This is a genomic window from Veillonella parvula, assembly GCF_018378075.1.
Lineage (GTDB): Bacteria > Bacillota > Negativicutes > Veillonellales > Veillonellaceae > Veillonella > Veillonella parvula_K.
Genome location: NZ_JAGZYE010000004.1, coordinates 111,385 through 132,915 on the forward strand (window position 1 = coordinate 111,385; position 21,531 = coordinate 132,915).

The window sequence follows — 21,531 nt, forward strand, 5'->3', positions numbered from 1 at the left end:
AAAAACGAGGCTTAACGCCTCGTTTTTAATAGGAATGATTCTGTTAAATAAAATAACGTATATTTCATAATTCAATGTCTATATGAATCTACAACAGATTGACGCCTTATAATAGTTATAATAGTTATTCTAGTTATTCTAGTTATTCTAATTATAATAGTTATTAAAACGTCCTATTAGTGCTGTAATTCTTTAATAATTCTCTTGCCGAGAGATGCTGCTACAGCGCACAAGAAAATATCTGGGCCAACTGGGATTAGGAAGCAAGTAATAATGACAGCTTCCACACCAATCGGCTTACCTAAATACAGATTCATAATAAAGTATAGGTACACCATGCCAAGACCATATACAATAAATAGATTTAATATGGATCCGGCTAGCAAACGTTTAAACGATAGTGTATCCATTGTCTCTGCAATGCGTCCTACTGCATACGCACCAACCATAAAACCAATTAAATAACCAAAGGTAGGTTGCAAAATATAACTAGGACCACCGCCAGATGTAAAAATAGGAACCCCAACAAGACCTAGTACAATATAAATGCCAACACTAGCGGCACCTAAACGACTACCTAAAACAATGCCCGCTAATGTAGTAAATAAGATTTGCAATGTAAACGGACAATTCGGTAATGGGACCCGTATAAAAGCACCAACCGCGATTAGCGCCACAAAGAGTGCTGTCATCGTTAACTGACGGGTGGTAATGCGAGTTTGTTTTGATACAGTAGAGCTCATGGTATACCTCCATTCATAACAGACCTAAGCAGGAATTTGTGCTATCAATGGAGAATAAAAGTCCAAGATAACACGGAAACAAACTACTAACTATCTAAATTAAAGCACTTGTATTTTTAATTGTCAACTATAGTGATTGACTTTTAGTTTACTATATAGTCTAATACTATATATACTATGTTTTTAATACTTTTTAAATTTGACTATAGCTAATAGTTATTATCAATAGTTCATAATAACTAAAAGATATACTCATCTTCATACAAAAACTACTAAACTTCATTTATCTTTCATATAATAAGATTAAATTATACGTAAGTAGATTGAGTAAAATCTACTTACACAAAATCGTAACTAAACGAAAATTATAATTTGGTATCAGGAGGCATTGCTTATGAAAAATGTTAAGAAAGTATCCAAAGTACTATGTGCATTTGGCGTTAGTACAGTATTATTAGCAGGTGTAGTTGGTGCAGCTAGCAACCATGGTTACAACAACCATAGCAACTGGAACGGTGTTGGTAGCGTTGCTCCATCCGCACAAGCTAACTATTCTGTTGACTATATGGGCGCTGTTACAGTATTCCAACAACAATTCCCTGGCGCTACTGTAAAATCTATTTCCTATGATGCAAAACATAATCCTTACTATGAAGTAGAAGGTTATTATGGCAACCGTGAAGTAGAGCTTAAAGTAGACGAAGCATCTGGTCAAATCGTTGGTAAAGAAGTAAAAGGTTACTCCAAAGCTTCTAAAACAATTAACGTTCAAAACATCATCATTCCTGAAGTAGCTGAAACAAAAGCTATGGAAAAAGTTGGTTCTGATTTCCAAACTATGGATTGGACTGTTGAACGTGAAAACGGCAGAGTTGTATATGAATTTGATATGACAACTGGCGGCGGTAAAAATGCTGAAGTTAAAGTAGACGCTACATCCGGCAAAGTTATTAGCGCTAAAGTTAAAAACACAAAATACTAAGATTTTCATTTCATCAAGTGAAACCCTATCCTAACCCACTTAGATGACACACTACACATATAACACACATACTATACACACTGTATCCTTTGGATACACTCTCTAACACACTCTCAGAGAGTCCGTAACACTAACCACGGACTCCCTAAATCCTATCTCACACAATAGGAAAACGGTCTGTGCTCACACACCACAGACCAAACGTTACACACACTATACTCCCTTAAAGGCCTTGGATCATTAAATCCAAGGTCTTTTTATGCCCATTCTATCAAGGTTGTATTACACCTACACAACATTTCATTCTTATAAAGACAACACACACTAATAACAAAAAAGCCTCCCAGTGGGAGGCCTTTTGCATAAGTTTTATAGGTTTGATAGTTATGTGTTCTATTTCTTAAGCAAAATTCAGCTTAAGGATGTCATTTGTAAGTTTTGAAGGTTTGATCTATAGTTTTCCAAACAAGAGGTACGAAAATTATGCTTTATCTAAAGCTTGTGCCAAGTCTTCGATGATATCATCGATATTTTCAAGGCCGATGGATACACGGATCATATCTGGTGTTACGCCAGCAGATTTTTGTTGTTCTTCGTTAAGTTGTGCATGTGTTGTGGATGCAGGATGGATAACAAGAGATTTAGCATCTGCTACATTGGCAAGGTTGGAGAAGATTTCCAAGGAGTCAACAAGTTTAATACCTGCTTCTTTACCACCTTTTACACCGAATGTGAATACTGCACCAACACCTTTAGGGAAGTATTTATCAGCTAATGCTTTGTATTTGCTGTCTTCTAATTCTGGATAGCTTACCCATGCTACTTTAGGATGTTTGCTCAAGAAATCTACTACTTTACGAGCATTTTCTACGTGACGTTCTACGCGCAAGGACAATGTTTCAATACCTTGCAATATTTGCCATGCTGCAAGTGGAGTAATGCATGCACCAGTATCGCGAAGTAATTGAGCACGAATTTTTACAGTGAATGGGATTGGCAAATCACCAAATACTAAACCATTGTAGTGTTCGTCACCTTCGGAGAAGCCAGGGTATTTACCAGAACCTTTATAGTCGAATTTACCAGATTCTACAACTACGCCAGCCAATGTTGTACCGTGACCACCAAGGTATTTAGTAGCAGAGTGTACAACTACGTCAGCACCATGTTCTAATGGACGGAATAAGTATGGAGATGCAAATGTGTTATCTACGATCAAGATGATATTGTGCTTATGTGCAATATCAGCTATAGCTTGTACATCGATAAGATTAATACCAGGGTTACCAATAGATTCGATATAAACGGCTTTAGTCTTTTCATCGATAGCTGCTTCAAATTCTTCCAAATGATCCGGATTTACGAATTTAGTTTGAATCCCCAAGCGAGGCAATGTAGCAGTAAACAAATTATAAGTACCACCATACAATGTGGATGCAGCAACAATATTATCACCAGCATCTGCTACATTTAAAATAGAGTACGTAACCGCTGCAGAACCAGATGCTACTGCAATACCAGCAGCACCGCCTTCAAGTTCTGCCACTCGAGCATCTAATACATCTGTAGTAGGATTGCCAAGGCGAGAGTAAATACCACCAGGATTAGTCAATGCAAAACGACCTGCGGCTTCCTCAGCATCTTTAAATACGAAAGATGTAGTTTGATAAATCGGTACTGCACGAGAACCTGTTGGATCCACCGTATGACCAGCATGTAATTGTAATGTTTCAAATCTGTATTGTTTACTCATTATAATAACTCCTTTATATTAACTATATTTTAAGTTCGTTCTTTATGCCTAGTATAGTACTATGTTTTAAAAAATATGTCTACTATTTTTTATATTCTTTTCTCCATAACTTTAAACTATGGTGGACAAAGGAGGATAAAAGCTTTTACCAAAACCGCTAAAGCGAACTAAGTCATTTATGAGAAATAAAATCCCCTAATTACTTCCAAAGAACTAGCTCCCTTGAGAGATGTTAGAAGTAATTAGGGGTACATAGTACTATCAATAGATTAGAAATAAGTACTTACATTTAGATGTAAGCGCCTAAATTTTTATCCCGTTCAAATTTCATTTTTTGGATTTGTTCAATAATGTACGGTGTTTCTTGGTATACATAGTAGTTTAACCAGTTTGTAAATAAAAGTGTACTTACAGAGCGCCAGCGCACGATGGGACGTTGTTTCGGATCATTATCTGGGAAGTAGTTTTCAGGAACTGCAATATCCATACTTTTTTTGATATCCCGCACGTACTCACGGTTAAGTGTGTCCCAATCGTATTCGGCATGACCAAATACAAAGATATGTTTATTATCTAAGCTACGAACGATAGCAGCACCTGTTGGTTCAGACCCAGCCAAAAGTTCCAAGTCACGATTTTCCTTAATTTGTTGCAACGAAACTGTGGTGTGACGAGAATGTGGCATCCAAAACTTTTCATCAAATCCACGCATGAGCACTGGTCGATCATTATAAATATCGTGTTCATAAACACCGAATAATTTCTCATCCATAATAGATTTGTTAATACCAAAGTGATGATATAAACCAGCTTGAGCCCCCCAACAGATATAGAAGGTCGAATATACATGTTCTTCGCCCCAGTTCATGATTTCTACGAGTTCAGACCAATAGTCTACCTCTTCAAAAGGCATTAACTCAACAGGAGCACCGGTAATAATCATACCGTCAAAGAACTGGTCTTTTACCTCATCAAAAGTACGATAGAAAGTTTCTAAATATTGTTCATCTGTATTTTTAGCCTTACGAGATGCGGTATGCAACAATGTTAAATTAACTTGCAATGGGCTATTACTGAGAGCACGCAAAATTTGCGTCTCCGTCACTTCTTTAGTAGGCATCAAATTGACTAGCAAAATTTGCAAAGGTCGGATCTGTTGATTTTCCGCCCGCTCAGTATCCATAACGAAAATATTCTCTTGAGCTAATTTCGTTATGGCCGGTAAATTTTTTATTACTTTAATAGGCATAATGTCACCTCTACATATTCTACAATTTGATAACCTAATCTAATTAAAAGCCCTTAGCCTCATAGGCACGGCGCCAAGATTCGAGCCCTTCTTCTAATATTTTACGAGGACAAGCAACATTAATGCGTTCAAAGTCCTCCCCATCGATGCCAAACATAGAACCCGTATCGAGCCATAACTTGGCATCATTAACGATCCATTCATCTCGCTCTTTAGGGCTCAGCGGCAATTGAGAACAATCTAGCCACATGAGATATGTCCCTTCAGGCCGATACACATGGATTTTTGGCATATATTTTGCTATATAGTCGATGGTAAATTGAATATTGTCTTGAATATATTCTTTCAATTCATCAAGCCAAGGAGCCCCTACTTTGTAGGCCCCTTCACAGCCCACAATCCCCATCGTGTTCAATTGGCTATAACCAGCACGATCGATTTCTTTGATAAAACGGCGGCGTAAGGAATCATTAGGAATGAAAATATTACTTACTTGTAAGCCTGCAATGTTGAAGGTCTTACTAGGTGCTGTACATACAATACAGTGTTCTGCATAGCTTTCACCAAGAGCGGCAAAGACCTTATGCGTATGCCCTTTCCATACAAAATCTGCATGGATTTCATCGCTCACAATGAGCACATTATGTTTAATACAAATATCGCCGAGGCGTTTCAACTCGTCCTCAGTCCACACGCGTCCTACCGGATTATGGGGGTTACACAAGAGGAATAATGTAACATTTTCCTCAACGATAGCTCGCTCAATGCCTTCAAAGTCGATAGTATATCTCTCTTCGCCTTTGATGAGCGGCACATTGATAAGATGCCGATTGTTGTCATCAATAACCATGCTAAATGGGTAGTACACTGGTTGGTTGATGAGCACACCCTCACCTTCCTTGGTGAAAGCTCGCACCGCCATCGCCAAAGCAAATACAATCCCAGGCGTTTTAACAAGCCATTTTTGTTCTGGAATCCAGTTAAAACGAGTGCTAAACCAATTTTGTAACACATCAAAGTATTCGTCGTCGGACTCGGTATATCCGAACACACCATGGTTTACGCGGTCTAATAAAATTTGCTTCAATTCAGGGGGAATTTCAAAATCCATATCCGCTACCCAGAATGGCAACACATCCGCAGGTTTGCCTCGTTTTACAGCAAAATCATATTTTAAAGATTTCGTGTGCGTTCTATCTAAAATTTGATCAAAGTTATATTGTCCCATAGGAACTCCTTTATTTATTAAAAGCTTGTTCCAAGTCTGCAATCAAGTCTTCTGTATCTTCAATCCCTACAGATAAACGCAACAAACGACGTGTAATACCTTTACGTTCTGCATCTTCCGGTTTTAAATCTGGATGTGTTTGCGTTACAGGGTATGTCAACAAGGATTCTGTACCACCAAGACTTTCAGCGAATTGAATAAGCTCAATACCTTCTAATACTTGTTTAGCCGTTTCTTCGCTATCTACTTCGAAGGATAACATGCCGCCAAAGCCTGTTGTTTGAGCTTTATTGATTTCATAGCCCGGATGTTCAGGAAGTCCTGGGAACAATACTTTTGTTACCTTAGGTTGTGTCTTTAGCCATTCCGCAAGAGCAATGGCATTCTTTTGGTGTTGCTCCATACGAAGTGCCAATGTTTTTACGCCGCGAATAACGAGCCAGCTATCCATAGCGGATAGGCATGCACCAACTGTTTTGTATGTTAAACGCAATTTTGCAGCGATTTCTTCATCTTTTACAATAGTAAAGCCAGAAATTACATCATGATGACCACCAATGAATTTGGTACCACTATGAACGACAATATCGGCACCCAAGGTCAATGGCTTTTGGAAATATGGACTTAGAAAAGTATTGTCGATGATTACTAGCGCATTACGTGCATGCGCCATTGCACAGAGTGCACGAATATCGGTAATCTCCATCATAGGATTTGTCGGTGTTTCAATATAAACAGCCTTTGTATTCGGTTTAAAAGCAGCTTTCACCGCATCAAGATCAGAGGTGCCTACATAAGTGAACTCAATGCCGTTCTGTTCATAAATATTTGTGAACATACGGATAGAACCACCATATAAATCATCACCTAAGATGATGTGATCTCCAGGAGAGAATAGGTGGAATACTGCGTCCACAGCTGCCATACCGGAGGAAAATGCCAATGCATCTGTACCTTCTTCAAGGCCAGCTATCAATTGTTCTAAGCGGTCACGTGTTGGATTAGACTCACGTGAATATTGGTAACCTGTTGTATCACCCAACTTTGGATGAGAGAACGTACTAGACATATAGATTGCAGGGGAAATCGCACCGGTATCATCCGGTTTACCACTGCCATGAACGCATTTTGTATTAAACTTCATTCCAATCAACTCCTCATATTTGTATACAATATGTTAATTATAAGAGTAGACAATGATTAAGGTCAACAAAAATGGGCACTCATACATCCTGAGTGCCCCTAAAAAGACATATCTATTTTGAATGGGTTGTCATAACTCTAAGTTAAGTTGACCTAATTTTTAGTGCGTTTAGTAATAAGTAATGCCAAAATAATCCCTAATGACGAAGTTACCAATTGCGGCCAACTAGATACGAAAAGCATGGTATTTACAATCTTTGGTGGAAATTGGAACAAGGAGAAAAACAAGGAATACCCGCCAAAGAGTACGCCGGCTTTTACCAAAGCCGCCACAATAATAAGTAAAAGCTTTGGCTTATGTTGTAACCAATGTGCCACAAATACATACGCTGTCGTGCCAAGAGCCGTAATCAAAATGAACGGCGGTAGCGGTAACATACCTTGTAAATGCGCTACTACCGGAGCGATCCAAGCGATAACGAGACCATTCTTCCAACCATAGCGCCACGTCGCTAAAACAAATGTAGCAGATGTAATGGAACCGATGAGGAACATACTCACTTGGTTTGGAATAAATGGAAACATAAGGCGCAAGCTTTGCGCCAATAAGGCAACGGCCAACAAGAGACCTGTGCCGGTAATAGATTTTGTAGACATAAGAACCTCCTACTATACGATATAGATTTTACAAGAGGTACCTACCTCACATTTAAAATTAAGCCTCTACAAAATATAGACGTGCTCGATCATATACCCAATTATAAATATAAGTATAACCTAATATGACTAATGTCATCGTTATATCTGTAGCAAAGGCCATCCAAAAGCTCATATGCATCATGTACATAATAATAGGCACTGTGGCAAGCATAAACAAACCTTCAAACAACACTGCATGAATTGTGCGGATTACAGGCCCTCGCGCTAATCGGTCACCTGGTACTAGTTTATCAAATATCCAGTTAAACACAAAATTCCAAACCATCGCCAACAAGGAAAAAATAATCATCAAGACCAAAGGCTGCCCCTCATGCGGAACAAACTGCATCACCAAACAGCCAATCAAAACACAGCCTAGCTCATATAAAATCGACTGTACAACACGCTCTGTAGCAGACATAATAATAAACCACCTCCATCAGAAAACCCAAAAAAGATATTTACTATCACATCAATATTATATTTATTATTTTAGATTTGTCGAGTTCTGTCGAGTTTTGCCATTTTCGGATATAAAGGAAGCTACTCGTAGTGTTCTTTAAACTCGACTTGCTTTTCCCAAAGTGAGTATTGCCATTTCAGGATAAAAGAAGCCGCCATATGTCTGTCCAGCGACTTGCAGCGAATGGAGCGCAGAGAGACATATGGCGGCGGAAAGCCTATCCTAAAAGTGGCATTACGAACTGAATCCATGGAATACCCACCACGATAAATATCGCAAGGTAGATAATCCCAAAGATAGCGCCTAATTTCCAGAATTCAGGCCCTTTGTTATAGCCACTAGCAAACCAGATTGGACTGTGACCAGTACCATATGGTGTAAGGATACCCATAATACCCATTGGTACTAAAAGAATTAACATAACTTGAGCTGGATCAACACCAGGAATTTGAAGAATTAGAGTAGCAAACAAGCCTACCATAGCTGTTACATAAGCAGTGCCAGAAGCAAAGAAGTAACGAAGTAAGCAAAATGCTAATAACAAGCCAAGAACTGCCATTGTAGGATCTAAAGAAACCAAAGAATCACCAGCAGATTTAGCAAGCCAGTCTAAGAAACCTACATTTTTAAGGCCAGAAGCCATAGGTACGAGTGTAGCAAACCAAGTCAAAACATTCCATGCTGGTTTGTTAGCAAGGAAGTCTTGCCATGTCATAATCTTAGTGAAAATCATCAAGATAATAACAATCAAAGCTGTTGTTGTAGGGTTTACTTTGAATGTAGAAGCACCAATCCACAACACAAGAGCCAACACGGAAATCAAGGCCATGAAAATTTCACTGCGTGTCATGGAACCTAATTTCTTATATTCATCCCTTGCCCATGCTGCAATTTCAGGGGACCCTTTTACCTCCGGTTTACAGAATACATAGGTCAATAATGGTGTGATGATAAATAGTATAATACCCACTGGCAAGAATGCTAGGAACCATGTGCCCCAGTTGGCAGCTACGATACCCGACTTTGCAGACAATTCAAGAGCCAATGGATTTGGCGCCGCACCAGTCAAGAAAATAGAGCTAGATACACAAGTTGTTGCCAATGCTACCCAGTTCAAATAGGAACCAATTTTACGAGGATTCTTATCGGGGTAAGAATCGAACATCGGACAAATACTAGATACAATTGGATAAATCGTACCACCAGAACGAGCCGCATTACTTGGAATAAATGGAGCCAACACAAGGTCAGTAATAGCAATAGCATACCCAAGGCCTAAAGAGGACTTTCCAAGCTTGGCTACGAGGAACAATGCAATACGTCGACCAAGACCAGAATTTTCATAACCGATACCGATCATAAATGCTGCGAATATCAACCACACGATAGCATTAGAGAAACCGCTAAGTCCCCAGCTGATAGCTTGGGCATCCGTAATAGCCTTTGCTACACCAGTTGCTTTGTCTATAATAGGTGCTGGACCAACCTTAAATAACATAGATACGGTAACAGCAATGATACCGATGAAAGCTGGTGGCATTGGTTCTAAAATCAACCCCACCACAAGGCCTGCAAAAATACTTACATAAATCCAAGAATTTGCGCTAAGACCTTCAGGAGCACCGATGAGCCATACAAGAATAGCTACTACAAGCGGTGCAAATAATTTCCAATTCAACTTCATTAAGAACACTCCTTACTAAAAATAAAACTGCAAAATTGCTAATACAGTATAGCAGAATTTTTTTAGTGAGAATATAATATTCGTCATAATACTTATTGATTAATACTAAACTTTTAGTAATAGTTTTTACTAGATATTTTTGGTTTTATACAATATAATATAAACATCGAAAATCACTAATATATCGAAAGATATGTCGAAAGGATTGAAATGAAGTTAATTTCTAGTTATATAAAACCTTTATGGTTCTCTATTATCATTGTGTCACTTCTTTCGTTACTCAATGTAGCAGGCACTTTATATATACCAACCTTAACAGCTACCATCATCAATAACGGTGTCCTCCATGGTGATTTAGAGATGATTACTAACTCTAGTGCAACGATGCTTATCGTTGCACTATTAACAGTATCGTCTGCTATCCTAGGTGTTGCTATGAGCGCTCATATTTCAGCCTCTATAGGCAAAGTATTGCGCGACAATTTGGTGAAAGCTATACAAGCCTTTTCACTACGCGACTTTACACACTTTGGTACAGGCACCATACTCATGCGAACCAGCCGAGACGTTGAGAAAATTCAATCAGTTCTAGGAGAAGGTTTAAATATGATTCTCCCTATGCCTCTCATGATATGTATTGGTCTAGGACTAACCTTCTATAAGAGCTGGCAACTAGGTCTCGTCATCCTTGCTGTTATGGCATTCATGATACTGACCATAATTTTTATTGAAAGTCGCGCCTTACCTATTATTAAAGCGTTACAACTAAAACTAGATACTATTACCGATATGGTACGTGATCATATTGTGGGCATGCCTGTTATACGAGCTTTCAATAGAAGATATTACGAAAATACTAAAGAAATAGAAATTTTTACAGAAACAGCTCAACTAAATAAAAGATTACGCCAAACCTTTGCTATTGGTTTACCGACTATATTAATTCTCTTTAACATGAGTACCGTTGCTATCCTTTGGCTCGGAGGCTATAACGTAAGCATAGGATCCCTACAAATAGGTGACATTATGGCCGTTATTGAATACGCTAACCTTATCCTCTTAAGTATGCTCATGGCTATTTTCGTCATCATAGATATACCCGAAGCTATCGTATGTTACACCCGCATTCAAGAGTTATTGGAACACGAAAACTCAGATACATTTCCTGAACCATATAATAAAAATACAAATTTAAACACCCATTATATAGTTGGCCAAGAAGATAGCAGAAAATTTGTAGATTTGGCATCGGCATCGGCATCGGCATCGGCATCGGCATCGGCATCGGCATCGGCATCGGCATCGGCATCGGCATCGGCATCGGCATCGGCATCGGCAAACGATGATACTCCACTTCTGGAATTTCGCAATGTTACGTTCCGTTACGATAATGCAGAATCGCCGGCTTTAGAAAATATTTCCTTTACCGTTCATCACGGTGAAACATTGGCTATTATGGGTGATATTGGTTCTGGTAAAAGTACGATTACAAACCTAATCCCTCGCCTATTCTCCATTGAGTCTGGAGACATTCTCTTCAAAGGCAAATCCATCTATGAATGGAATGTAGATGACTTACGCTCACGCATCGGTTATGTCCCACAAAAAGCCTACTTATTTACAGGGACTGTAGAAATGAACATCCGTTACGGTGCTGCACCAAGCCAAGATATTTCAGTTCAAGATATAGAAAATGCATGCCGATTATCTAAGGCGGATGAATTTATTAGTCGCCTTGAAGGTGGTTACCAATATATCGTCTCCCAAGGTGGTACTAATCTATCTGGAGGTCAACGCCAACGTCTTGCCATGGCTAGAGCGCTCGTGCGCAAACCTGATTTATTTATATTCGATGATAGTTTCTCTGCTCTCGACGGCACCACAGAGCGTGCCGTTCGCACCGTATTACATGAGGAATTGCAAAAGGACAATCGCCCCGCTCTCATCTCTGTAGAGCAAAAGGTAAGTGCTGCAAAAAAAGCAGACCACATCTTAATCATCAACAGAGGTCAAGTGGCAGGGTATGGCACTCATGATGAGTTAGCTGAAAACTCTACCGTATATAAACAAATTTTAGCATCTCAGGAGGTGACAGCATGAACCCATTACGTCGTTTCCTGATCGATTCTAAAAGCCAATGGGGTTGGCTAGCACTACTCATCTTAGTCCTTATCACAGCAGCTATGTTTGAGGTATCAGCTCCAGTATTACTTGGCAAGGTCGTAGATGCTATTATTAGCGGATTACAAACAAACCAAAACATTAATACCATATTCGCCTCTATTGATACAATCATCCTCTGGCTTATCGCCATCTATGGAGGTCATGCTTTATTCACATACTTCGGCGAATACATGATGGCCTCCATTGGATCAAAAACAGTACTCGCCTTGCGTACACGCATGAGTACTCACTTATACTCATTGCCTATCGAATACTTTCACGATCACCAACGTGGTGATCTTCTAAGCCGTCTAACCTCTGATTTGGATGCCGTTGCTGAAACGATAGGTGAAGGTGTGCCCGGTCTCGTGTCCGCCATTATCGGAATCATCGGCGCCACTGCAATGATGCTCTGGATCAGTCCGATTTTGGGAACATCCATCATCGTCATCATACTGATTGGTATCGTATGCTTAACGTGGCTATCTAAACGAGCCCGCCGCGTGTATCTTAGAAATCAGAATGCATTAGGCGCTTTCAACAGTGGCATAGAAGAAATCGTTGTAGGCAAGCCAATTATTCAAACCTTTGGTCTAGAAGAGACTACAACTCGCCAAGTAAATATACTGAATGACAATCTATTTAAAAGTATGCGAAGTGCTGCTTTCACCAGTCAGCTTGTAGAGCCTCTCGTAAAATTTTTAAATCAATTTACCTATTGCCTCGTCGCTATTCAAGGCGGTCTTATGGTATTACGTGGGTCCATTTCCATTGGGGATATTCAGGCATTCTTCCTCTATGTAGGTCAGGTATCCGATCCCCTATCTCGTAGTTCCTATATTATGACAAAATTCCAAGAAACCGCTGCGGCCTTAGGCCGTATTTACGAGGTAATTAATGCCCCATCTGAAATTGATGATGGAAAATTGACATTATCCAACAGCTCATCAAAAACTGATAGAGACGCTATTAGTACTAACACATCTATGACGGCCAATCAACCAAGTAATCAAGCTCATATGGGGACAATTGATTTTGAACATGTTGATTTTGGTTATACACCGTCCAATGTGTTTATGAAGAATATTAATATTCACATTCCAGCTGGCTCTATGGTAGCCATCGTAGGTCCTACCGGAGCTGGCAAATCTACATTAGTGAATCTCATCATGCGTTTCTATGACATTAAAAATGGTCGCATCACTATTGACGGTGTAGATATTCGGGATTTGTCTCGTGAAAGCTTACATAATACGGTAGGAATGGTATTGCAAGACGCTTGGATTTTCACGGGTACTATCGCCGATAACATTGGCTACGGCAAGCCAAATGCTACACGTGAAGAAATCGAGTATGTCGCAAGGCTTGCCATGGCAGATCACTTTATCCGTACATTACCCAATGGATATGATACGATGCTTAACCGAGGTGGTGATGATCTCTCCCAAGGTCAACGCCAATTAATTACCATCGCTCGGGCTTTCTTAGCCGATCCTAGCATTCTCATCCTTGACGAAGCAACGGCTAACGTAGATACCCGAACCGAAGTAGAGGTTCAAAAAGCGATGAACACTCTTCTCAAAGGTCGAACTAGTATCGTTATCGCCCATCGCTTGTCTACAATAAAAAATGCGGACTTCCTACTAGTGGTAGAAAACGGCACCATTGTAGAACAAGGGACACATGATGAACTCATGACACTTAACGGATACTATAAGAAACTATATGAAAACTATGCTGTAGGAATGACGGTATAGAATAATAATTTTAACAATCTTACGCATGGAAATCTCCTGAGATCATTCCGTAAACGGCAAAATAACCGCTGATAAGTTACTACTTGTCAGCGGTTATTTTATTTGTGCACATATATAGTACGTTTTTCTATTAATTATTCACCTTTTGGTACAAACCATAAACCGTTATTATTTTTTTCCATGTAATCCTTAAATTCTTGAGAATGATAAGCTGCTACAATGTCTTTTGCCCATTGAGCCTCTTTGTTTTTCTCGTTTACTACAAGTTGTAATAACCATTGTGGCAATACATCTTCATTTGCCAATGCAGATTTAGGATCAATTTTTGCATTATAAATAATAGCTCCTGTAATAACAATATAATCAAAATCAGTACGTACAGAAGGAATTGTAAGGGACTTCATTTCTGTAAATTTAAGATGTTTAGGATTTTCAATAATATCTGCTTGTGTGACTGTCGCTAAGTCTTTATTAGGATCAAGTTTAATCCAACCGATTTTTTGCAACAACGCATAGGCACGAGCCATGTTAGACGCATCATTAGGAACTGCAATAGTATCGCCATCAGCTACTTGATCTAAAGATGTCTTAGAACCACTAAAGATACCAGCTGGCACTGTTGGAATTGGGGTCAATGCTACAAGATGACCATTTTGTTTTTCGTTGAAGTTTTTCATGTATGCTGTATGTTGTTCAACATTAAAATCAACTTCACCATCACTCAATACTTGGTCTGCTTGTACCAAGTCAGACATATCTACACCTTTGAAGGTATAGCCTTGTTTTTCTAAAATTGGTTTTACACCTTTTTCAAACAATTCAGAATAAGGGCCTTGAGATTTACTATAGGTTAATTCTTTTTTAGCACCATTATCGCTATTATTAGAGCCGCAACCTGCGATAAAAGCTACGCTAAATACTAATGCCATACCAAGGGCAAGGAATTTTTTAAATTTCATAGTACATTCTCCTATACTTTCACAATCCATATAACTAAAATCTATTTCATCAAATTAGGAACGACGCGCACGACGTGCAAAGTAGTTACCTATTGTTTGAATAATTTGAACAAAAATAATTAAAATAACAACGGTAAATAGCATCAATGGGAAGTTCAACCGTTCATAACCATAGGTAAGAGCCAAGTCACCTACACCACCTGCACCAATGGCACCAGCCATAGCAGTAGCACCGATAAGACCTATAGTACCTGTTGTAATGGATAAGATAAGCGATCCCTTTGCCTCTGGTAAAAGGAAATGCCAAATCACCTCAAAATGAGAGGCCCCCATAGACTGTGCAGCCTCAATAATGCCTTTATTGACCTCTAAAATAGAGTTTTCAAAGAGTCGAGCAAGATAAGGCGCAATGAATATAACAAGCGGTACAATAGCCGCCGTTGTGCCCACACGAGTACCAACAATCATCTTAGTCAACGGTAAGATAAACACCATCAAGATGATAAATGGTACGGAACGCACGATATTAACAATTGTATTTGTAATGGTATAAACAACACTATTTTTAACAATCCCATTAGGATTTGTTACCACCAGTGTAACTGCAATAATTAACCCTAGTATTGTACCAATGAATAGAGATAGGAACACCATATATAATGTTTGTTCTGCAGCTAGTAATAACTGCGAACCGGGAACGCCAAGTTCTTGCATAAAGAAATCCATTATAGTGCCACCTCCTGCCATTCAATGCCTTGTGTCACAAGATACTCTTTTACCTTGCCCACTTCAAGATCATCACCAATGAACTGAACGATGAAAATTCCAAGTACCGTATGCTCTAACTCTGTTACCGTAGCAAACAACACACTCGTTTCTAAATCAAAAGTTTTATTAATATGATATAGCACATTATCAGTTGTATTATTTCCTAAGAAGTGCATTTTAAGTATTGTGTAAGGCCTTTTATCACAAGCCAAGGTATGTTTAACTGTAGATGGGATTTCATCAGGAATAACAGTCCTAACAAATCGTTTTGTTGTTTCATGCTTAGGTTTACTAAACACCTCAAGTACAGAACCTCTCTCGATAAGCTTCCCATGTTCCATAACTACAACGCGATTACATATCTTTTGGATTACATCTATCTCATGAGTTACGATAACGACTGTTACCCCTAGTTCACGATTAACGCGTTCTAATAATTGAAGAATAGACTCTGTTGTATCTGGATCAAGAGCACTTGTTGCTTCATCGCAAAGCAGAATTGATGGATCTGTAGCCAACGCACGAGCAATACCAACGCGCTGCTTTTGACCACCAGATAATTCTCCTGGATAGGCATTTGCTTTATCACCTAAATCAACAAAGTCTAACAAGGTTTTAACCTTATTATCAATCTCTGATTTAGGAACTTTATTTAGAATTAATGGAATCGCCACATTATCATACACAGATTTAGCATTCAATAAATTGAACTGTTGAAACACCATGCCGATGCGCTTACGAACCTTTCTGAGCTCGTTAAAACTTAAACCATTGATATTCACACCATCTATTTCAACATGACCAGAGGTAGGTACCTCTAAAGCATTAATCATGCGTAACAGTGTAGATTTACCGGCTCCACTAAAGCCAATAATGCCAAATATGTCGCCTTTTTCTATGGTAAAGTTTACATCAGATAATGCAGTAACCTTTTGCTTATTAACATCAAACTCTTTCGTTACATTTCGTATAGCAATCACTGTACCACCTCTTTTCCTACAATTCAGTAGGAATTAATTTTAAATTTAAAACATATCTATAAGGTATGATTTAATTATGTACTTAGATTACTACAATTTATAAGGACTGTCAAACCAAAAAAGAACCTCACCAGTTAAAAGGTTGAGGTTCTTTTATTATATAGCTCTTATCTTATAAGGGTTCACATCCCTATTTATCTAATTTTATTTTTTTACATCAAGCTGAACCAATTCAAACACTAACAAAAATAAATTATCTATATCGATTAAAGAGATATAGGGATCCTAAAATGACAGGCGCCCCTATATAGAGACCCATATTAGGTATTTCCCCCAATAAGAAGGCTGCTACAATAGCTGCCACTATAGGCGAGATATACATAAAATTAGTTACATCAGAAACCTTTTCAGCATGTTCCAAGGCATAGCTCCAGAATACAAAGCCTAACGCACTAGATAGGAATGCTAAATAGGCCATAGCAAATTTTGCACTAATCGGTGCCACCACAATCAATTCAATAGCATGTTCCGCAAAGGGCAATGCCATAATAGCCCCCGTAAACATAGACCACATAGCAATGGTAATAGGCTTATGTCCCTTTAAACTAAGTCCACGATTTAGAATATTATACACTGCAAAGAGTATCATCCCTAACAAAGTCCACAAGGCTCCTACAGGAATAGTAAGGGCGGAATTCCATAGAATAATTATGGCTACACCTATAAATGCAGTTATGGTAAATAGCCATCCTATAGGTCGTATTGTATCCTTATAAATAATCGTGGCCATCAGTGCTGTCGTCATCGGAGTCAAGGCCATAATAATACTGGATGTGGCCGCTGGAATTGTGCGCAAGCCTTCATTAAATACAACTTGGTAAAGAAAATTCCCTGTAGCACCTAACAGAATATATAGTCCCCACTCACGCCATGTTGTCGGTATATGTAGCCCTTTTACAACACCGATTACCAGCATAAGTAAAGCGCCACCCATGACCCTTGCCACAGACAATGTCAATGAATCTACTGACTGTAATGCTATTTTACTGAAAGGAAATGCAGTAGCCCACACCGCAATAGTAGCAGAAGCACCTAAAAGTGCTTTCTTTCGATTTGTCATTAACATCCACCTTTCAATAGCATTCACCTATACAATCTTATAATCCACTTTGATTAACGTATATTCTATCCAAATTATTTCTATCTTGATTCATTCTACCAAGATCATGTTATCTACATGTTTTATAGCTTAATAACACTATCTCAATAGTACCATAATATACCCCTAACACTACAATAAATTAAATCATATTTTTTATTCCTATGAAGGGGATGCTTTGTTCCTTATGGGACCTACAAAATGTGTAACAAAGTCGTTAGAAAAAGTAATAACGCTTTATGAAAACTATGTAGCAGATATGTCTATGTAGTTAATACAACTATTCACTTAACTTGACTATTGTAAGTTCACTATTGATTCCATTAATTTCAATTTGATTTTCTGATTCAGACACAGAAAAATCGTCTACAAAATGTCCACGATCTTCAAAGAGCAATTTAGTACGAATACCTTTTTTCACCGCTTTGAAAGCATACTCGTGAGGGACATGCAGCCGAGATTTCGCCGATATCTGATTCACATCAATTCGCCCCGTATAATCCGCTACATATATCTCCATTGGAGAGTTGTTATCCAGCTCTATATGACTGTTACCGCCGGCAATATAAATTTCTTTAACCGCTCCGTCTAGCTCAAACTTTTCACTAATAATATCAAATAGCTCTAGTTTTTCACAATGGGTCGCTAGCTCCGTATCTCCCATATATTTTTCAGGCAAATTTATAAAAATCCACAAATGTTCTTTTACAAGCTCTTCAGATAAGGATTTGGAACAATTTACATCCACATCGATACGCCTTTTGATATCATCGATTTTTACTTTCACCAGTTCCGTCAAATTTTCAATAGTATCACTGACCAATTGAACCTTTATCTTCTCACCCTCTCCAGCTCTCATTTTTACGCAATTAACAGAACCCAGTTTAATATCGAAATGTTTTATCTCATCGATATCATATTCTACGATGCTTTCATAAGGATATCGAGGTTTAACCGCTTCTTCTGAAAGCAATTCATCCACAGAGACATTGAATACACCTGAAAGGGCCTTTAAATTTGAAATATCCGGCATTCCATTGCCCGATTCCCACTTTGTTATGGCCTGTCTCGACACATTAAGTGTTTCTGCTAATTTCCCCTGAGATAATCCAGATTGTGTTCTATACTCCCGTAATTTTTCATTAAAATCCATAATGTGACCTCCTATTTTAAGCAATATCAGTTACTCTTCAACAAGAGCTGCTCAGAGTATAGTATATAGTGTCAGTGAAGAAAAGAAACGCTTGTTTTCCTGGCTGGCAACGTTCCGTAGCATTACAATATACATGCATTTATAAAGACTTGCAGGCTGATTCTGTACAAGATATAAACGGCCTCCGAACAGTACACAAATATAAACTATCCAATCATACTATTGAATAATCCGCCTTCATCCTCTTTAATAAAATTTTTATTTCCTTTATTAATATTGATATGCAATTTCATATTATTATATATACATTAAATGAAATTGCAAAAAGCAAAATCCCATATAAGCCTATATATACTGGTGTATTTAAACAATTTAGCTTATGGAAATTTATGAGATACTTCACAAAATTGCATAGTATGTATTGAAAATCTATATCATCTATTCATTGTAGAATTGCTACAAACATTGTACACTATAGGCATAGAAATCTATAGTTATATCCTTTTATGGAGGTGCAAAATGCAACATACTGCATGGAAAGATTTTAACACAGGTGTGTGGGATAAAGCCGTTGATGTACGCGACTTTATTCAAAGAAACTATATCCCCTATGAAGGGGACGATTCCTTCCTTGCTGGTCCTACAGAACGAACAACAAAATTGTGGGAACAAGTAATGAAGCTTTATGAAGAAGAACGTGAAAAAGGCGGCATGCTCGATGCTGATACTTCCGTGGCCACACACATTACTGCCCATGCGCCAGGATATATCGACAAAGAACTTGAAACAATCGTTGGTTTGCAAACTGACAAACCTTTAAAACGCGCTATGTTCCCATATGGTGGCTTGCGCACAGCAAAATCCGCTATTGAAGAATACGGCTTCAAAATGGATCCGCAAACAGAGGACTTCTTTAAGAAACATCGCAAAACTCACAATGATGGCGTATTTGATGTATATACTCCAGAAATGCGAGCTGCACGTACAGCTCACATTGTAACTGGTTTACCAGATGCGTATAGCCGTGGTCGTATTATCGGTGACTATCGTCGTATCGCTCTTTACGGTGTTGATTATCTCATTGAAGATAAAAAAGAACAATTTAGCATTACAATGGGTGACATGCTAGAAGATGTTATTCGCGACCGTGAGGAAATACAAGATCAAATCCGCTCTTTGAAAGAATTGAAAGAGATGGCAGCATCCTATGGCTATGATATTTCCAAACCAGCTAAGGATGTTCGTGAAGCTATGCAATGGATTTACTTCGGCTATCTTGGTGCTATTAAAGAGCAAAACGGTGCTGCTATGTCCATTGGTCGTAACTCCACATTCCTCGATATCTATGCGGAACGAGACCTTCGCAACGGCACATACACAGAGGAACAAATCCAAGAATTCGTAGACCATTTCATTATGAAATTGCGCATGGTTCGCTTCGCACGTATCCACGAATACAACAATTTGTTCACAGGTGACCCTGTTTGGACCACTGAATCCATCGGTGGTATGGGTACTGACGGCCGTACATTGGTTTCTAAGATGTCCTTCCGTTACCTACATACATTGACTAACCTTGGCCCTGCTCCAGAGCCAAACCTCACTGTATTATGGTCCCCTCGCATGCCTATCGGTTTCCGCCGTTTCTGTGCGAAATTATCCATTGAAACATCTTCCATTCAATACGAAAATGACGAATTGATGCGTCCTAACTCTGGTGATGACTACGCCATCGCATGTTGCGTATCCCCAATGCGTATCGGTAAAGAAATGCAATTCTTTGGTGCTCGTTCCAACTTGGCGAAATGCTTGCTTTACGCTATCAACGGTGGCGTTGACGAAAAGTTGAAGAAACAAATTGGTCCTAAATACCGCCCTATCACTTCCGAATACTTAGAATTTGACGAAGTATGGGAAAAATTCGACGACATGATGGAATGGTTGGCAGGCGTATATGTAAATGCCTTGAACATCATTCACTACATGCACGATAAATATGCTTATGAAAAACTAGAAATGGCATTGCATGACCGCAAGGTAACTCGTTGGTTTGCAACTGGTATCGCTGGTTTATCCGTAGTAGCAGACTCCTTATCCGCTATTAAATATGCTAAGGTAAAACCTATCCGTGACGAAAATGGCATCGCTGTTGATTTCGAAATCGAAGGTGACTTCCCTAAATATGGTAACGATGATGACCGTGTAGATAGCTTGGCAGCAAAGGTTGTTTCCACATTTATGAACAAGATTCGTAAACATCCTACATATCGTCAATCCGTTCCAACTATGAGCTTGTTAACAATTACTTCCAACGTAGTATATGGTACTGCTACAGGTTCTACTCCAGACGGCCGTAAAGCTGGCGAAGCTTTCGCTCCTGGCGCGAACCCAATGCACGGTCGTGATTCTCACGGTGCTGTATCCTCGTTGGCATCCGTAGCTAAAATGCCATGGCGTGATTGCTCCGATGGTATTTCTAATACCTTCTCTATCATTCCGGACGCATTAGGTAAATCTGGTGAAACATTTGTTTCCGTCAGCGATTTTGATATTGAGTTAGACCCTTCTCAATTGCCTAACAGCAATACAAACTTCGCATGCAGCGAACCAAATGTTACTATAAAGGAAGATAAATAAAATCTTCCACA

General features: G+C 38.8%; 17 protein-coding genes. 4 read left to right on the forward strand and 13 right to left on the reverse strand.

What is annotated here, in order from left to right:
* Positions 1 to 176: 176 nt before the first annotated feature.
* On the reverse strand, positions 177 to 743 hold the full coding sequence (locus KH286_RS05315; protein ID WP_008602966.1) for a biotin transporter BioY: 567 nt from the start codon (positions 741 to 743) through the stop codon (positions 177 to 179).
* A 394-nt stretch (positions 744 to 1,137) separates the two neighbouring features.
* Between KH286_RS05315 and KH286_RS05320 the strand changes: the two genes are divergently transcribed.
* Entirely contained in the window at positions 1,138 to 1,725 is a 588-nt protein-coding gene (locus tag KH286_RS05320; RefSeq protein WP_008602968.1) for a PepSY domain-containing protein, read from the forward strand.
* A gap of 481 nt (positions 1,726 to 2,206) precedes the next feature.
* Here KH286_RS05320 and KH286_RS05325 read toward each other — a convergent pair whose 3' ends face one another.
* The 7 genes from KH286_RS05325 to KH286_RS05355 form a co-directional block, all read right to left on the reverse strand.
* On the reverse strand, positions 2,207 to 3,478 hold the full coding sequence (locus tag KH286_RS05325) for an O-acetylhomoserine aminocarboxypropyltransferase/cysteine synthase family protein (RefSeq protein ID WP_008715345.1): 1,272 nt from the start codon (positions 3,476 to 3,478) through the stop codon (positions 2,207 to 2,209).
* Positions 3,479 to 3,767: 289 nt separating this feature from the next.
* Positions 3,768 to 4,727 carry a homoserine O-acetyltransferase MetA gene (gene metA / locus KH286_RS05330; protein WP_278466975.1) on the reverse strand — a complete coding sequence of 320 codons (960 nt, stop codon included), beginning with the start codon at positions 4,725 to 4,727 and terminating at the stop codon, positions 3,768 to 3,770.
* Positions 4,728 to 4,770: 43 nt separating this feature from the next.
* Positions 4,771 to 5,955, reverse strand: a complete 1,185-nt coding sequence (locus tag KH286_RS05335; RefSeq protein ID WP_077708051.1) for a MalY/PatB family protein — start codon at positions 5,953 to 5,955, stop codon at positions 4,771 to 4,773.
* A 10-nt stretch (positions 5,956 to 5,965) separates the two neighbouring features.
* A complete protein-coding gene (locus tag KH286_RS05340) occupies positions 5,966 to 7,099 on the reverse strand; it encodes a trans-sulfuration enzyme family protein (RefSeq protein ID WP_101928729.1) in 1,134 nt (377 codons plus the stop codon).
* A 152-nt stretch (positions 7,100 to 7,251) separates the two neighbouring features.
* Complete coding sequence (locus tag KH286_RS05345) at positions 7,252 to 7,755, reverse strand: ECF transporter S component (protein ID WP_101928728.1); 504 nt, start codon at positions 7,753 to 7,755, stop codon at positions 7,252 to 7,254.
* A gap of 58 nt (positions 7,756 to 7,813) precedes the next feature.
* On the reverse strand, positions 7,814 to 8,218 hold the full coding sequence (locus KH286_RS05350) for a PACE efflux transporter (RefSeq protein WP_128114419.1): 405 nt from the start codon (positions 8,216 to 8,218) through the stop codon (positions 7,814 to 7,816).
* A 259-nt stretch (positions 8,219 to 8,477) separates the two neighbouring features.
* On the reverse strand, positions 8,478 to 9,944 hold the full coding sequence (locus KH286_RS05355; RefSeq protein ID WP_105086923.1) for a DASS family sodium-coupled anion symporter: 1,467 nt from the start codon (positions 9,942 to 9,944) through the stop codon (positions 8,478 to 8,480).
* A gap of 210 nt (positions 9,945 to 10,154) precedes the next feature.
* On the opposite strand from KH286_RS05355, the gene KH286_RS05360 reads away from it, so the two are divergent.
* Positions 10,155 to 12,044 (forward strand): ABC transporter ATP-binding protein, encoded by a 1,890-nt coding sequence (locus tag KH286_RS05360; protein ID WP_278617725.1) that lies wholly within the window; start codon positions 10,155 to 10,157, stop codon positions 12,042 to 12,044.
* The gene (locus KH286_RS05365; protein ID WP_278617726.1) at positions 12,041 to 13,864 is read left to right on the forward strand and encodes an ABC transporter ATP-binding protein; all 1,824 of its coding nucleotides are present in this window, start codon (positions 12,041 to 12,043) and stop codon (positions 13,862 to 13,864) included. Before KH286_RS05360 ends, KH286_RS05365 begins: the two co-directional genes overlap by 4 nt.
* Before the next feature lie 134 nt (positions 13,865 to 13,998).
* Here the strand turns inward: KH286_RS05365 and KH286_RS05370 are convergent, their stop codons facing one another.
* The 5 genes from KH286_RS05370 to KH286_RS05390 all read right to left on the reverse strand — a co-directional run bounded on the left by KH286_RS05370 (position 13,999) and on the right by KH286_RS05390 (position 18,883).
* Entirely contained in the window at positions 13,999 to 14,823 is an 825-nt protein-coding gene (locus tag KH286_RS05370; RefSeq protein ID WP_008602988.1) for a MetQ/NlpA family ABC transporter substrate-binding protein, read from the reverse strand.
* 54 nt (positions 14,824 to 14,877) lie between these two features.
* Complete coding sequence (locus KH286_RS05375; protein ID WP_423837869.1) at positions 14,878 to 15,477, reverse strand: methionine ABC transporter permease; 600 nt, start codon at positions 15,475 to 15,477, stop codon at positions 14,878 to 14,880.
* A gap of 71 nt (positions 15,478 to 15,548) precedes the next feature.
* A complete protein-coding gene (locus KH286_RS05380; protein WP_118091044.1) occupies positions 15,549 to 16,571 on the reverse strand; it encodes a methionine ABC transporter ATP-binding protein in 1,023 nt (340 codons plus the stop codon).
* 253 nt (positions 16,572 to 16,824) lie between these two features.
* Positions 16,825 to 17,691, reverse strand: a complete 867-nt coding sequence (locus KH286_RS05385) for a DMT family transporter (protein WP_039965380.1) — start codon at positions 17,689 to 17,691, stop codon at positions 16,825 to 16,827.
* 319 nt (positions 17,692 to 18,010) lie between these two features.
* Positions 18,011 to 18,883, reverse strand: a complete 873-nt coding sequence (locus KH286_RS05390; RefSeq protein WP_118091045.1) for a helix-turn-helix domain-containing protein — start codon at positions 18,881 to 18,883, stop codon at positions 18,011 to 18,013.
* A gap of 519 nt (positions 18,884 to 19,402) precedes the next feature.
* Here KH286_RS05390 and pflB point away from each other — a divergent pair.
* On the forward strand, positions 19,403 to 21,520 hold the full coding sequence (gene pflB / locus KH286_RS05395; RefSeq protein WP_060919388.1) for a formate C-acetyltransferase: 2,118 nt from the start codon (positions 19,403 to 19,405) through the stop codon (positions 21,518 to 21,520).
* Positions 21,521 to 21,531: the final 11 nt, after the last annotated feature.